Source organism: Zhongshania aquimaris, assembly GCF_019312595.1.
Classification (GTDB): domain Bacteria; phylum Pseudomonadota; class Gammaproteobacteria; order Pseudomonadales; family Spongiibacteraceae; genus Spongiibacter; species Spongiibacter aquimaris.
Genome location: NZ_JAHWDQ010000003.1, coordinates 18,635 through 33,839, shown reverse-complemented (window position 1 = coordinate 33,839; position 15,205 = coordinate 18,635). Strand labels below are relative to the sequence as shown.

The window sequence follows — 15,205 nt, the reverse complement described above, 5'->3', positions numbered from 1 at the left end:
TTAGTTATAAAACCCTTAAACCAAGGTGTTTTAGAGGTGAAATTACACCTAACAGCCGCTAGCACGCTTTTCGCTCTTTATTCCATTCCTGCTTCTGGTTGCCGCTACATAATACGTATTAATACTTGCATCATAGTGTGACATAGTGCTCATGAATAGATTTTAATGACAAGGAAATCAGAGGTTAAACGCTGCAATTACACATATTTACGCCCGTGTGAAGTGCTCATATTATTATTATGTGTCATAGTGGCGTGAGACATAGTTATTTTTAATTGAGTCATTTTGCATTGCGCTACTGATATTCAAGCGGGCTTTTCTACTAAGTAGTAAGAAGCAGCAAGGCCCAAGTTCGGCGAATTGAAAACAGGGAAATCAAACATTGGGCTATCGTAGCGCGCGATTGAATGACGCCTTGGCGAGAGGGGACTTCGAAAGAATCGCTTAGCAGCGATATGACTATTCCTGGGCTAAGATGCTGCCGTATCAACTAATTGGTTTAATTTTTCTTCATAGTTCATTAAGGCTGGATTTAGATTACTTCTTTGTGTGACCTTAATGTTTTGCTCGCTATCGCTATGAGGTAAATTTACAAGCGACGCGATTGTTTTCATTACGGCTGACGGGTTGTCAATGAGCGCTGAATACTCAACCTCAATCGCTCGGTTAGCTGGCAGATCGCGCAGCTCCTGGCGATAGACTGTGACTTGATGCGCGACATTCTTGGCAAGCAGCCCCCGCGCAAGTCTGGCTGTGATTTTAGGGCCAACTAGTTTACGAAGTCCTCTTAGCGCCATCCATAATATATAGCCGCTACGGTAACTACTGCGTCCATTGCCATCGTTTAACAGTATTTCAAGATAATCTTGCGGACCTTCAAGATAGGAAAGGAATGCATTTAACATGCTGTTGAGTACTGCAATAGGTTCACGGGAAATGTAAATAAACCGGGCATCTGGGTAGTAGCTTAAAATTCTTTTGGCATTACCTGTGTCCCACGGATTCTTCATTAAAACTGCCATTGTTTCATCTTGGACAGCTAGTAATTTTTGACACAAGAGTGCAAAGAAATCAGCATTGTGATCATTAAGTTTGAATGAACCCGACTTCTTTCTTAACAAAAAACCATATTCTTCAACGGCATCTGCATTAATATGCGTGCCATCAATATTTCTATCGCTAATGCCTTTATCTGCAAAGTAGCGGTTGAGTAAATCTCTATCTTGTTGCTCGCTGCCACGCTCTTTGTTGACAAGTAGGCGGTCAAAATACAGAAGGTGATAAAGACTTAGATGAGCTACCGGAAATGACTTCGCAATACAGTCATATAGAAAAGTCGTTCCCGAACGGTGAAGGCCCATAATAAAAACAGGTCTTACCGGCAGGGCACGGATGGCTTCTAATTGACTTGCGTCTTCATTCGTCGACGGAAAATTAGGCTCTGTAATACACGTCATGTACTAACTCGATATAAGCCTGTAGGCCAAGATGAAAAGGGAGTATAAAATCCCGAGCAAGTGTACGAAATTCCACGAGCAAAAACCGGACCGCGTTAACATTCCCGAGACTTGCTGTCAGTTGCTAGCGGTGATACGCAAATCAGTTTAATAATGGCGATGGCTTTTGGAGGCGCTATAGGAGAAAGAATATCGGTTTGAACTTTCACCAGCTTCTTATACACTAACACCGAATTAGCCCAGTATCGGAACGAGGCGCAGGTGCAAGGTACGTCAATACGCTTATTTTTAGCCATAGCGATATTGCTGCAATCTTTTGCGGCAATCGCTGACGTGCATCGTTTTCACCAAACGACTAGTCAACACGAAGCTATTACTCAACATGAGGACGTAGCTCCGCACGGTGTAAACACTGAGCTTACACATGTGCCGGTTCAAAGTGGTTTAGCAGAACCGCTTACTAACTCTCTCGATTGCCAACATTGCTGTCACTGCCACGGCGTCACTACCTCTGTATTACCGCCATCTGATTTGAATTTTGGCGTATCACTACAATCCACAACTAAATTCAACGCTGTCATCCAGCAACCAAGGAAAGTCAGCAGTTCATTGCATCGTCCTCCCATAGCTTAGTTCTTGTCGTATGAAACTACCGATATGTATCGGTAACAGATTCTATTGCACAGGAAATTACTGCTATGTCTTCCTCATACCGCCTAGGTGAGCGTGCGCGCCGCCTAGTACCACTTTGCTTGATTGTATTCGGCTTGTTTAATGCGCCGATTTGTGCGCACGCTACTAATCGAAATATAAGCTTAGCAACAGCGATTACAAAAACCCTCGCGCAGAATCCTCAACTCCACCAGTATGATCTTAAGCAATCAGGTCTAGCGTCGCAGCTTGCAACGCAAAAATTACGACCGCGCGTGAGCGCCAGTGTTGAAGTAGAAAACTTTGCTGGTAGTGGCGACTACGCATCAAGTAAATCGGCGGAGACAACATTAGCCTTATCATCCGTCATGGAACTAGGCGATAAACGCAGTGCTCGAGTTTCTCTTGCTTCTACTCGCTTGCAGCTATTAGAAGATGAGCGAAAAATTTTTACCCTCGATATTCTCGGTGCGCTTACCTCAAACTTTATAAAGGCGATTAAAGCGCAGGAAATGATAGCCGTTGCGAAGGAGGGGCTCGATCTCGCCAAGCACACACTCACCGTAGTTAAGAAGCGGGCAGTGCAAGGTGCTGTCGCTGACTTAGAGGTGAAACGGGCTGCCGCGGCACTAGCTCAAGCCGAGTTGCGCTTAAGTGGATTACAGCAAAGCCATCAGCGTTTAGTGATGAAGCTCGCTTCCTTTTGGCGGGAGACCTCACCAGCTTGGGACGGTGTCGATGGCAGTCTTTACAACTTTACTTCACCGCCAAGCTATAGCGATCTTTACCAGCGTGCCAGCCGTTCCCCCTTCATCACCCGATATGCCAGTGATGCGCGTTTGAAAAAAGCCGAGTTGGCCTTGGCACAAACCCAATCTTCCACGGATATTAGTTGGCAAGTCGGTGTGCGACGATTTGAGGAGACTGGCGACAACGCATTGATAGCCGGTATATCTATCCCCCTATTTAGCGACCGACGCAACGCTAGTGAGACGAATTCGGCACGGGCAGCGTACGACGAGGTTGAATATTCAAAGCAGTACGGACTCGCCAAATTCCATGTGCAGCTATATGAAGCGTACTCGCAGTATCAGCAGCATGCTAAATCGGTCAGGGTTTATCAGCAGACCATTATTCCCGCCTTGGTCTCGATTCTCAGCGATACAGAGAAAGCCTATCAGGCCGGCCGCTATCGCTATCAAGATTGGATTATCGCGCAAGAAGAACTACTCACTGCCAAGCGGGCACTTATCGATAATGCGGCAGCAGCCTCGTTAAATCAGGCCATTATCGAACAATTAATCGCAGAGCCACTTTAGTTTCGACACGGGTCTTAATGAAAGAAATTGACCCGCTGTCAGCGTATGGATAAAGCATTTTCAGGACATCAATATGAAGAACGCATTGTGTTTACTTTTTTCTATCTTTTTCCTATTTCCACAGCTCACATTGGCGAGCGCCACCCATGCGCAAGGAGCGCAGGAAGGCGACGCGACACCACATCATGAAGAAAGTGGTACTCAAATCAAAGAGGCTATGGCAGCGGAACTCGGAATCAGAACCTCTACAGTCGGGCCTCAGACATTGCAGAAGTCTGTACTGAGTTTTGGCAGATTAATGAGCTCTGCTGAGCAGAGCAGTCATATTCGGGCGCGCTTTCCAGGCGTAATCCGGAGTGTCGCTATCAACATAGGTGACACTGTCAATACCGGTGATCTACTTGCCTTGGTCGAGTCCAATGAAAGCCTGAAGACATACGAAATAAAAGCGCCGATAAACGGTATTATCGTCCAACGCCATGCCAACGCCGGAGAAATGACGCAAGACCAAATACTTTTTTCAATTCTAAGTACGGAGTCTCTTTGGGCAGAGTTGCGCATTTTCCCTTCGCAGCTATTGCACGTTCGGCATGGCCAAGCGGTGAGTATTCAGCTTGGTGAAAGACAAGTGAACACCCTTATATCGCAATTATTGCCGGCCGATGATGGAGAGCCATATATTTTAGCCCGCGCCAAAGTCGACAATCAAAATGGTAACTGGCTACCGGGCATGATGGTGGAAGGAGAAATTGTTATTGCCGATTTCATGGCCGAGCTGGCAGTTAATAAATCTGCCTTACAGATAATAAATGGGGAAACTGGCATCTTTGTAAAAGAACATGAGGGCTACCTTTTTACTCCGGTTCACCTGGGGGAAAGCGATCGGCAATACACTGAGATACGCTCTGGTGTCGAGGCAGGTGCTGAATATGTATTTGAAAATAGTTATTTAATAAAAGCAGATATTGAAAAAACTGAATCTACGCACGAGCACTGAGGGGTAATAGAATGATTGATACCATTTTACGCCTCGCTATAGCGCGGCGTGTCGTTTTTATATGCGGTATTTTGATTATAGTGGCGGCGGGAATTTGGAATTTTCAAAAACTCGCTATCGATGCGGTTCCTGACATCACCAATGTGCAGGTACAGATCAATACATCCGCACCCGCTTATTCGCCACTTGAAGTAGAGCAGCGTATTACCTACCCAGTGGAGAAAGCGCTAGCAGGGCTGCCTGGGCTAGAGTATACGCGTTCCGTATCCCGCTATGGATTATCCCAAGTAACCGCGGTATTTACCGATTCAACTGACATTTATTTCGCAAGAAATGTAATAAACAGCAAACTCTCAGCGATAAAAAGTAGTTTGCCGGCCGGCATCGAACCGGAGATGGGGCCGATCTCCACCGGCCTTGGCGAAATATTTATGTACACCGTGCGGGCCTTACCCGATGCCGTGCGGGCAAACGGCCAACCCTACGACGCAATGGCGTTGCGAGAAATACAGGACTGGATAATCAAACCTCAGCTGAGCTTGGTTAAAGGCGTTGTTGAGATCAACAGTATTGGCGGCTATAACAAGCAATATCACATAGCGCCAAATGTTCAGCTGCTACTGCAATTCAACTTAGCCATGGCCGACATTGTCGAGGCCCTGAAACGCAATAACTCTAATCGCGGTGCAGGCTATATTGAGCGAGAAGGGCAGCAGTTGGTCGTGCGATCACCGGGCCAATTATCATCAATAGATGATATTGCCAGCATTATTGTTGATCAGCATGATGGTATCCCGATTAAAATCAGTGATATCGCCAGCATTGCCATTGGCAAAGAATTACGTACCGGTGCGGCCACCCAAGATGGTGTAGAAACTGTGCTTGGTACGGCTATGATGTTGATTGGCGAAAACTCGCGAACCGTCGCTAAGCGTGTTGCTAGTCGACTTGAGCGTATTCAGGAGTCTCTGCCTGAAGGTGTCGTCGCTAGCCCTGTTTATGATCGCACCGCGCTGGTTGATAAAGCGATTGCCACAGTCAGTAAAAACTTGCTTGAAGGCTCCTTACTTGTCATCGCGGTGTTACTCCTCTTATTGGGAAATATACGAGCAGCGTTAATTACCGCGGCGATCATTCCACTGGCAATGTTAATGACCATCACCGGCATGGTGAAGGCGGGTGTCTCCGCTAACTTAATGAGTTTAGGCGCCTTGGACTTTGGTTTAATAGTTGATGGTGCGGTCATTATTGTTGAAAACTGCATTCGACGTCTTGCCCATGCTCAAACTTCCGGTCAGCTAGCCCTGCGTGAACGTTTAAATGTTGTGTATGAAGCAAGTTCAGAAGTAATTCGTCCCAGCCTCTTTGGCGTGGCTATTATTACGATTGTGTACATTCCCTTGTTTTCATTGACCGGTGTAGAAGGGAAAATGTTTCACCCAATGGCCGCTACCGTCGTGATGGCCTTGCTATCAGCGATGTTGCTGTCTATTACCGTCGTGCCAGCAGCCGTAGCAATATTTTTAAAAGGCCACATTAGTGAAAAAGAGGGTGCGGCTATTCGGATTGCAAAAAGCAACTACAAACCGCTGTTACAGCTTGCACTCAAATTTCCGCGCACCGTTGTAATCACCGCTTTTGGCATAGTGCTAGGTAGTCTTTATCTGGCAAGTCAATTGGGAAGGGAATTTGTTCCTCAGCTTAATGAAGGAGATATTGCCTTGCACGCTATGCGAATTCCTGGAACGGGGTTGGAGCAAGCGATAAAGATGCAAGAATCCCTAGAACTGCGAATAAAATCCTTTCCGGAAGTCGATAAAGTATTCGCTCGTATCGGAGCGGCTGAGTTGGCGACTGACCCCATGCCCCCCAATGTGGCAGACAATTATATTATTTTGAAACCCCGTAATCAGTGGCCGGACTCAAGCAAAACAAAACAACAACTTCTAGATGAAATGCGCTTGGCGCTCGCCGAGTTGCCGGGCAATAACTACGAGTTTACTCAACCAATACAAATGCGCTTTAACGAGCTTATTTCAGGTGTTCGCGCAGATTTAGGCATAAAGATCTTTGGTGATGATCTGGAACAGTTACTAGCAAGTGGCAACGATGTGCTCGCCGTAGTTCAGGCAGTGAGTGGCGCAGCAGACGTTCGCTTAGAGCAAGTAACTGGATTGCCGACCTTGTCGATTATTCCTATACGCACTGCCTTAGGCCGCTACGGACTTAATGTGGGTGATCTGCAAGATTGGCTAGCAACCGCAATTGGCGGTGAAAACGCCGGCGTGCTCTTTGAGGGAGACCGTCGATTCGATATCGTAGTACGGCTACCCGACACCGTAAGAGACGATATCGAAAGATTGGCGTTTTTGCCGGTGCCTTTACCCAGTGGTGGCTTTGTGCCCATGTCTGAAATTGCGATATTGGATGTATCGCCTGGCCCCGCACAAATTAGCCGTGAAAATGGCAAACGCCGCCTCGTGGTAACCGCCAATGTGCAGGGCCGTGACCTTGGCAGTTTTGTAGAGGAAGTACAGCAAAAAATTGAAAGCGAGGTAAATATACCCGCCGGCTATTGGCTTGATTATGGCGGTACGTTTGAGCAATTAGCATCGGCGAGTGAGCGTCTCACTATTGTTGTACCGCTTACCCTCGCACTGATTCTTGCGCTGTTAGCGATGGCATTTGGTTCTTTAAAGGACGCGCTAATAATCTTTACCGGCGTACCACTAGCCCTAAGCGGCGGCGTTTTTGCGCTTGCCCTACGTGATATGCCCATGTCGATCTCAGCAGGTGTCGGCTTCATTGCACTTTCTGGAGTTGCCGTGCTGAACGGCTTGGTAATGCTCTCCTTTATTAAAGATCTTTGGCGGGAAAAAGGGGATTTAATACTTGCCGTTACCGAGGGTGCGATAACACGACTTCGCCCAGTGTTAATGACCGCGCTGGTCGCAAGTTTAGGCTTTGTTCCTATGGCCCTAAACACAGGTACGGGTGCAGAGGTTCAGCGGCCCTTAGCCACGGTGGTCATTGGCGGGATATTGTCGTCCACACTACTCACCTTATTTGTGCTACCGGTGCTGTATCGCTGGGTTCATCGGAAAGATGAATTAAGCAATTTATTGATAAAGGAATAGATAGAAGATGGGCGGGGTAGGGGGAGGCCTCTACCCAACCCCAATTTAAGTCTTCTGCCAGTTCGCAAATTACGTACAGTTTTGGGGTGTAGTAACGCACTTTCAGTTATTTGATTGCAATTGAACACAGGTTTAGCCTGTCTTGCTATTGATAGCCGTGTATTCAGATGGTTCTGTGCTTGAGAATCGCTGTGTACATAAGGCGACGATATTCACCATTAACCAGCACAGTACCATTGTGATCAGTGTGTGGCTGATAAAGTGGTGGCCAAGCAGCATTTTGTAAGTGCCCATCGCCATACCAGCACCTAGGGCTAAAGCAAGGAATTGATTTTTCCGCTTTTGGGTCTTTGGCAAGTAATACAGCGCCAAGAGTGCAAATCCAGCACTCGCGTGCCCCGCCGGGAAGCAACGCTGTTGTTTTTGAGGGCGCAGACCGACAGGGTAAAGATCAAAAATGCGGACATAGGGGATATCCCCGCCGTAATGGGATAAAGCGTATGGGCAGGCGATATTGGTCGAATTTTTAAGGGCTGACACCAAGCCTGCCGACAGGGGGATGGCAATTAAAACGATAGTGATTCCCTGTCTATACGCATTCACGATTGGTTTCTTTCTGAAAAAGATCAGCGCAATAAGCAGTAGTATCTCCCAGCAAATAACGGCCGCCTTGGCACCGTCATATAAAAGAAAGTGCAGTACTGGGTGCGAGGTATCTAAAATCCATTGTTGAGCGCTGTCGTTATAAAAGTAGTCTTGGACAAGGAGGTCGAGATTCGTATTCTCAAAACAAAGCAACAGCACGAACAGCGCGAGAATAGACCACAATATTTGCTTTAAGGGGCTCATTAGTCTCACTCGTCTTCATCTGACAAAACAATGAGCTTGTCTTTTGCGGATGGTAAAAGGTCGGTGTTTACTTCAAAAACAGTCAATAGGGTGTCAAATACTTCGTCGTGGGTATTGTCCAGTTCTTTCAGTCGCTTAGATTCTTCGTAATCGATGTCGGAGGACTCTCCAATCCACGCAATTACGGGCACATGCGTTTGGGCATCAGGAGCAAAACGATAGGGCATGCCGTGAAGATAGATTCCCGATTCTCCTAAGGACTCGCCATGGTCACTGACATAGAACATTGCGGTTTCGTATTTTGGGGTATTTACTTTAAGGAATTCGATCACCTTCGATAAAAAATAATCGGTATACACAATTGTGTTGTCATAGGCATTGATGATTTCCTCTTGGCTGCATTCAGAAAGCTCAGCGGATTGACATGCTGGGGTGAATCGCTCGAACTCTGGTGGGTAGCGCTGAAAATAGGCGGGGCCGTGGCTCCCCATTTGGTGGAGAACAATGAGAATGTCACTGTTTTGATTATGGATATACTGCTGTAAACCATCGAGCATCCCTTCATCGCGGCATTCTGGGTTGCAAATAGGGTTTTTGTCTGGCGTCCGATAATTTTCGAATGGGATACGATCAGCCACACCCTTGGAGTCCGAGTTATTGTCTCGCCATAAAACCTTCACACCAGCCTTTTGGATTAAATCTAAGCCATTTTCGGTGTTTCGAGCGCTTTCTACGTCAAAGCCGTCATGGCCCGAATAAGAGAACATACAGGGTACTGAAATCGCGGTGGACGTACCGCAGGATTGGATGCGGCTATAGCTGATGATACGACTTTCTTTCGCTAATAAAGGGTTGGTTCCGCGCGAATATCCATTCAAGGAAAAGTGGTCTGCGCGAGCAGTTTCCCCAACGACGAGGATAATAAGTTCTTTGTGTTCAGCTTCGTCTTCCAGAATACTAGATATGGCGTCGAGTGACGTCAAAGGTCGGTCTGTGTCGATATGGGTGAAACTCGCTGCAAATTGCAAAGCCGAATAAATTGGATAGGCGGGCGTGACGTAATATCGAACAGATTTATGTTCTCTGAAGAAACTAGCGTACTGGCTGCTAGAGCTGAGTACGCACGCCGCGGCCACACATAGCGACACGCCGATGACTAAGGCGTGCACAGCTAAGTAGCGCCGGAGCTTCACTTTCTGGGGGCGGAGACGAAAGACAATAATGGCAGGCAGCAAGCCTAGTAAAAAGACTCTCGACATCAATCCCCAGGTAATCAAATCGACGGTTTCTGACATGTCGGTCTCGATTATATTGCGTATCATTTCACCGTCAATAACCGTACCGTATCGGTCGGAAAAGTAGGCGCTGAACGCAGCAACACTGATAAAGAGGATGGCCACATATTTACTCGGCATGATCAAACTGAACAGCGAGAGCATAAATAAAAGGGCACAAAAAAGCAGAATGAACACTGACAGAAGAAAGCCAGTATTGTCCTGCAAAGGGTATATCTGCAGCATGTTCTGAAAGAACGTGGTGTTTGCGCTTAGCGCTAGAAATAAGGCGACGGTAATCAATAGCTGATGTGAAGTTAGGCGGCGGCCAAAGTGCATTGTTATAGCTTCTCTTTAATGAGAGTCGGCAAAAACGATTTTGCGAGACCACATTCGGTCAAGATACGTAACGTTAGACTTTGATTCTTAAGGTACCCTTAAGAAAACTTGGTGAAGAATCCTAAATGCACCCTTTGCAGGTTATCGGTATCTTTACCGTAAGCTGAATCTGGGAATAGTGACGCCTTGATTTCGCGGGAGGGTGAATGTTTACAATTTCGGGTGGGAATAGGTCTAACGAAATAGGGCCGAGCCGTTTAGGCGGGAAGCGTTTCATCACCTATACTATTTCCGATACTGTGACGTATTGGAATTAGAGGGAAGGGCTGTTATAGTGGGTATTCGACTAAACACACTGATATCCATACTTCAGGACACATCATGGCTATTCCTAGACCGGTTCCTCTTTATCCAATATACAAGGATCTTAAAGCTGTACGTATTGACGAGTTTCCCGATCTTGCCGCATTGTTAACCGATACCAATCAATGGAAATTTAAAGCGTGGCGCTGGGGTCAGGAATTTCTATCCTATATCGGCCGAAACAAATCCGAACACACATACACACGATTTCGATCAGAAACAGAGAAGTTTTTACTCTGGGCGTTTCTCATCAAGGATAAGCCCATAGATGAATACCGAAAAACTGACATCCTCGAATATGCGGATTTTTGCTGGCAGCCACCCTTATCTTGGATATGGGGTGCTAGCCACTTCTTACCACATTATTCCGTGAAACATATTCGTGGAACATGGTCATGCTTTAGGATCATCTGTTTAGATACGCTTTGCTACACTCGATATTAGGAGGCATCGGCCCGCGCCCCGCGGATTGGGAGGCAACGAAGTGATGACGTCAGCCGAGCTTTGCCTGATTATCATGCACTCGTAGAATTGACCAAATCCCTAACTTCCTGTTTTTCTTGATATTTTGTCGTGCTTATAACCTCCCTACCTGTCTTTTTCTCGATTGCTTTATACAATTGCTGCTTGATAAGTAATCATGACTCAAGTTCTCTCTGGTATGTGTGTCCCAAAATTTTTTAGGTTGTATTGTTATGAAGATATTAACAGAAGAAGAAATCGTCGAGTATCACGCCTCGCCAGCTATCAGTGCAGAGAGCCAAGATTACGAATTTTCGCTAGATGACAAAGAACTTTCTTTCATAAAAAAGCGAGAGTCAGTTGATATCCAAGTCTATTATCGGCTCTTACTTGGCTATTTCAGATTAAAACCTATAAAAATTCAGTTTGATCCAACAAGATCAGAGCCCGATTTGAAACATATAGTTAAAAAGTACTATCCAGGATTGGCGAGAGAGCTTGTACCTTTATCGGCAGCTAGAAAATCTAACATCTATAGCAGAATTTTTTCTGCCGTTGGAATAAATTCATTTGATTTGAGTGAAAAAGAAAAATTACAGACATACCTTGCCCAAGAGGTAAGAACTAAGCTGGATCCGCGAGAGTTACTTGACCAAGCATTAGATTGGCTTGCTCACCAAAACATTGAACGACCATCTTACCGTATAATTAATATGGTTATCTCGGATGTTACTAATTTAGAAAAATCCAGAATTAAAGAGCTGGTTAAAAATCATCTAACCGAAAATACAAAGAGTATATTTCTAAGATTACTCAACGATCCAAATTCCAAAGATGTATTTGATGCAATTCGATATCAGGCAACCGACTTTAGACCATCTCAGATTAACAAGGAAGCAAGAGCATATGATTGTCTAAGAGAAATATATGAAGACGTTAAAATGCTGGTTTCCGTGCTGAAATTATCGAAGCCAGCCATTGAACACTATGCTGCATTATTCAACTACCACGATGCATGGGAACACAAAAGGTCTGATCAGTTAAATTTTTATCTATATTTTTCATGCTTTGTATGTCAAAGATTTATGGATATAACTGATTATTTCGTGTCAGCTTTCTACTTTCATTACACAACCACTCACTCATCCGCGAGGGAATATGTAAAAAAAAGGATAATCAGTGAACGTGAAGGTATGGCCGACCTAATGATTAAAGTTGGTGGAGTTTTAGATCTCCACGGTGATGAATCAGTAACTAACAATGACCTAAGAAACAAAGCAGAAGTGATTTTGCCATCAAATCAGAGAGAAATTGTCGCAAAATACCTCAAGTCTATAGACGTTGATGAAGAAATGTATTATTGGGAATACATTGATTCAATACAAGGGAAAAGCCTTAGAATTATTAGGAAATTATTTACTTTCTTAAAGTTCGTTGAGCCCTCCAGCAAGCTGGCTTTGTTCAATCAAACCCTGAAGTTAAAATTCGACTTGGAAACCGAAAATAGATGCATTACGTTTGATGATAGGTTGATCTATAAGAAGAATAGAGTGCATATATATAATGATGATAAAACGCTTATTCCACACAGAGCGGAGTATTATACCTATCGTTTAATTGCTAGTCGCCTCTATAAATCACATTGGGGAGTAGAAAACAGCTCCGAATTTTCCCCCTTAGTGGAATCTCTTGTTGATATTGATTTGTTCGAAAATGACGGCGATACCATGATTGAGGCAATCAACTCAGCGAATCTCGATATGCCAATAGAAGAACTGCTTGCTATGAAGCGTGAACAATTTAATACGCTAAAAAGGAGGGTGGTTGAGCGAATCAATAGCAGAGAGAATGAGTCAGTTATTTTAACCACAGCAAGCGGTAAAAAAACGTGGACTGTAAAACAACTGAAAGGTAGAAATGAGGTCAATGATCGGATTTTTTCAAATCTACCAAAACAAGGAATTTCGTCTGTTATCGCAATCGTCGCACGCGAAACTGGTTTCTACGATAGAATAAAGCACATGAAGTACCGCCATAAGGACTCAGATTTTTCCGGAAAATTTATATCTTGTTTAATTGCAAATGCGACTCGACTTGGTGTTCATAAAATGGCGGATCTTTGTCCATTTTCATACGATGAACTCAAAAATTTCGAAGCAAATTATTTTAGGGAGCCAGCATTAGGAAATGCGGCAGATTGTATAAGTGACGAAATATCAAAGTTGGAAATATTTAAATATTACAACTTTCGACCCGATGTTCTTCATGGGAGTATTGATGGTCAAAAATTTGGATCTAAGAGGAATACAGTTCGAACACGCTATTCAAGCAAAGATTTTGGGAAAGGAAAAGGACTGTCAGCACTTACACTATCGATAAACCACGTCCCAGTAAACATTGAGATCATGCCTCTGAATCATCACGAGTCTCACTATACCTTTGATCTTCTTTATAATAATGCTAGTCAGCTACAACCAGATGTTCTCTCTACGGACACACATGGAACAAACAAATGTAACTTCGCACTGTTAGATTTATTTGGCTGGACTTTTGCCCCGCGCTACAAAGATGTTGGTAGTGAACTTGATAAACTGTTCTCCGTTAGCGAAACAGAAAATGGATTCTCCATTGAATTAGCGAAGCCGATTGATGATAAAAAGATCATAGAAGGCTGGAAGCATACTCAACGAATATGCATTTCATTACATCAAAAAGAAGTTCGTCAATATGAAATTGTTAAAAAAATATCTCGATCAACAGAATCTGATCGGATGCTGGATGCCTTACGAGAATATGACAGGTTAGTCAAAGCTATTTACCTTTTAGAGTACATTGACGACGATAATTTAAAGCGATATGTACAGAAAGCGTTGAACAGGGGAGAAGCGTATCATCAATTACAAAGGGCAATTTCGAAAGTGAATGGGCAATCTAATTTTCGCGGACAAGGTGACAGAGAAATTGATATTTGGTATTCATGCGCTCGGCTGCTTGCAAATTGTATTATTTTTTATAATTCTGCTCTCTTGTCCAACGCGCTTACGAGATTCGAAAGGGAGAAAAAGGAGCTTTACATAGAGATGTTAAAAAAGATCTCACCGGTTGCCTGGGGGCATTTAGTCTTTAATGGCGAGTACTCTCTGGACGATATAATTAAGCTGCCGTCTATTTTGGATTTGTCGCTTAATATATTGAATGCATGATGGGTTTTAGTTACGTATCTTGTATATATGGTTTAATGCAAGTGCCGCAAACAATATTTAGCCCTGATTTTCCCCAAACCTGAGAAAAACAATTCGTACAATAGTACTTAGTCTTACTTGAAGCTTTTTTTGGCCGGGACGTCACGATTTCGCAGGGGAGATCGCTGAGTAAAGACTGTTCTATGGCTGTTGTAAAAGCATCCATATCCACGCCCAAGTCAATTTCTTTCACATGATTTGAACTTACACTCAATGTATCCGCCGCCACGGAAGATAGAGATACATTTTTTGAAGCCGTTTGTGATGGGGGTTTTGGGATAATTGAAACGGTATCAAACCAAATCAGTTCAAAACCTTCTCGGATTATATCTTTTACGGCGCTTTCAAAAAGTCCACCTTCGATGACATAGTCTAGCATTCCTTGGCCAACCGTCTTTCCGCCAGGTTTGCCTGTTGATGATGGCATTAAACCAAGTGAAATCATCTTTCTTGACCACTCTTGGTTGTGGTATCCATTTCTCGTGGGCGACCCAAAGTGGGCTTGCCATACGTGGGTCATTTCGTGGCATAATGTCTGAAGGATTTCCGTTAACGGAAAATTGGCGAAATATTCTGGGTTTATCGCAAGTTCATCGATGGATTCATGTTGCTTATTTTTCCATCGATTAAAGGAAACATAGCCCATAAGTCGGCTTTGCCTTTGGAAGGTAATAAGGCATTTCGGCAAAGCACCTTCAAAAAGCCTAGCATTAAAGAACGCGTAGGCAGTCTCAAAAATCTTATATGTTTCTTCGCTGATTTCAGCCATTGGTTAAAATTTGTGCGTATCGTACTTTACACAAAATCCTATTTTTGGTTATTAAAACAAGATGAATTATTCCTTCTAGGAATACCTTTCTTCTACCTTGAGTACGATTATACATAAAAGTTTAAACTTGGTGTTTTGAACCTTTGCCAGCGAAGTATCGTACCGTTAATAAGCTGAGGGTACTGAATAGTTTAGCCCACCATCATATTTTGGAATCCTGGTTATCTCATTGAATTATAAGGGGGTAATCGAGATTAGGTTCTCCAAGGATGTTTAGGAAAACTTTTTTCGCAGTGCCATAAAATACATACGGCTTTAATCTGACAAGGTGCCCTCCATGAATCGT

Annotated in this window: 8 protein-coding genes; 4 read left to right on the top strand and 4 right to left on the bottom strand. The window is 44.2% G+C overall.

Features of this window, described 5'->3' with window-relative positions; genetic code table 11:
• Positions 1-470: 470 nt before the first annotated feature.
• Positions 471-1,457, bottom strand: coding sequence for a sulfotransferase (locus KXJ70_RS11770; RefSeq protein WP_219043715.1), 987 nt, complete (start codon positions 1,455-1,457; stop codon positions 471-473).
• A 698-nt stretch (positions 1,458-2,155) separates the two neighbouring features.
• Between KXJ70_RS11770 and KXJ70_RS11765 the strand changes: the two genes are divergently transcribed.
• From KXJ70_RS11765 to KXJ70_RS11755, 3 genes are all read left to right on the top strand, one after another.
• Positions 2,156-3,427, top strand: a complete 1,272-nt coding sequence (locus KXJ70_RS11765) for a TolC family protein (RefSeq protein WP_219043714.1) — start codon at positions 2,156-2,158, stop codon at positions 3,425-3,427.
• A 73-nt stretch (positions 3,428-3,500) separates the two neighbouring features.
• The gene (locus KXJ70_RS11760) at positions 3,501-4,424 is read left to right on the top strand and encodes an efflux RND transporter periplasmic adaptor subunit (RefSeq protein WP_219043713.1); all 924 of its coding nucleotides are present in this window, start codon (positions 3,501-3,503) and stop codon (positions 4,422-4,424) included.
• An 11-nt stretch (positions 4,425-4,435) separates the two neighbouring features.
• Complete coding sequence (locus tag KXJ70_RS11755) at positions 4,436-7,561, top strand: efflux RND transporter permease subunit (RefSeq protein ID WP_219043712.1); 3,126 nt, start codon at positions 4,436-4,438, stop codon at positions 7,559-7,561.
• Positions 7,562-7,693: 132 nt separating this feature from the next.
• Here the strand turns inward: KXJ70_RS11755 and KXJ70_RS11750 are convergent, their stop codons facing one another.
• Both KXJ70_RS11750 and KXJ70_RS11745 read right to left on the bottom strand, forming a co-directional pair.
• On the bottom strand, positions 7,694-8,410 hold the full coding sequence (locus KXJ70_RS11750) for a phosphatase PAP2 family protein (protein WP_219043711.1): 717 nt from the start codon (positions 8,408-8,410) through the stop codon (positions 7,694-7,696).
• A gap of 5 nt (positions 8,411-8,415) precedes the next feature.
• Complete coding sequence (locus KXJ70_RS11745; RefSeq protein WP_219043710.1) at positions 8,416-10,023, bottom strand: phosphoethanolamine transferase; 1,608 nt, start codon at positions 10,021-10,023, stop codon at positions 8,416-8,418.
• 1,058 nt (positions 10,024-11,081) lie between these two features.
• Between KXJ70_RS11745 and KXJ70_RS11740 the strand changes: the two genes are divergently transcribed.
• Positions 11,082-14,051, top strand: coding sequence for a Tn3 family transposase (locus tag KXJ70_RS11740; RefSeq protein ID WP_219043709.1), 2,970 nt, complete (start codon positions 11,082-11,084; stop codon positions 14,049-14,051).
• A gap of 10 nt (positions 14,052-14,061) precedes the next feature.
• Here KXJ70_RS11740 and KXJ70_RS11735 read toward each other — a convergent pair whose 3' ends face one another.
• Positions 14,062-14,859: a SprT-like domain-containing protein gene (locus KXJ70_RS11735; RefSeq protein ID WP_219043708.1), complete on the bottom strand. Its 798-nt coding sequence runs from the start codon at positions 14,857-14,859 to the stop codon at positions 14,062-14,064.
• Between the last annotated feature and the right edge of the window lie 346 nt (positions 14,860-15,205).

What these genes read in the sequence shown, in the direction of transcription:
- KXJ70_RS11735 (WP_219043708.1), bottom strand. Translation starts at nt 14,859, where the DNA reads ATGGCTGAAATCAGCGAAGAAACATATAAGATTTTTGAGACTGCCTAC.
- KXJ70_RS11745 (WP_219043710.1), bottom strand. Translation starts at nt 10,023, where the DNA reads ATGCACTTTGGCCGCCGCCTAACTTCACATCAGCTATTGATTACCGTC.
- KXJ70_RS11760 (WP_219043713.1), top strand. Translation starts at nt 3,501, where the DNA reads ATGAAGAACGCATTGTGTTTACTTTTTTCTATCTTTTTCCTATTTCCA.
- KXJ70_RS11740 (WP_219043709.1), top strand. Translation starts at nt 11,082, where the DNA reads ATGAAGATATTAACAGAAGAAGAAATCGTCGAGTATCACGCCTCGCCA.
- KXJ70_RS11755 (WP_219043712.1), top strand. Translation starts at nt 4,436, where the DNA reads ATGATTGATACCATTTTACGCCTCGCTATAGCGCGGCGTGTCGTTTTT.
- KXJ70_RS11765 (WP_219043714.1), top strand. Translation starts at nt 2,156, where the DNA reads ATGTCTTCCTCATACCGCCTAGGTGAGCGTGCGCGCCGCCTAGTACCA.
- KXJ70_RS11770 (WP_219043715.1), bottom strand. Translation starts at nt 1,457, where the DNA reads ATGACGTGTATTACAGAGCCTAATTTTCCGTCGACGAATGAAGACGCA.
- KXJ70_RS11750 (WP_219043711.1), bottom strand. Translation starts at nt 8,410, where the DNA reads ATGAGCCCCTTAAAGCAAATATTGTGGTCTATTCTCGCGCTGTTCGTG.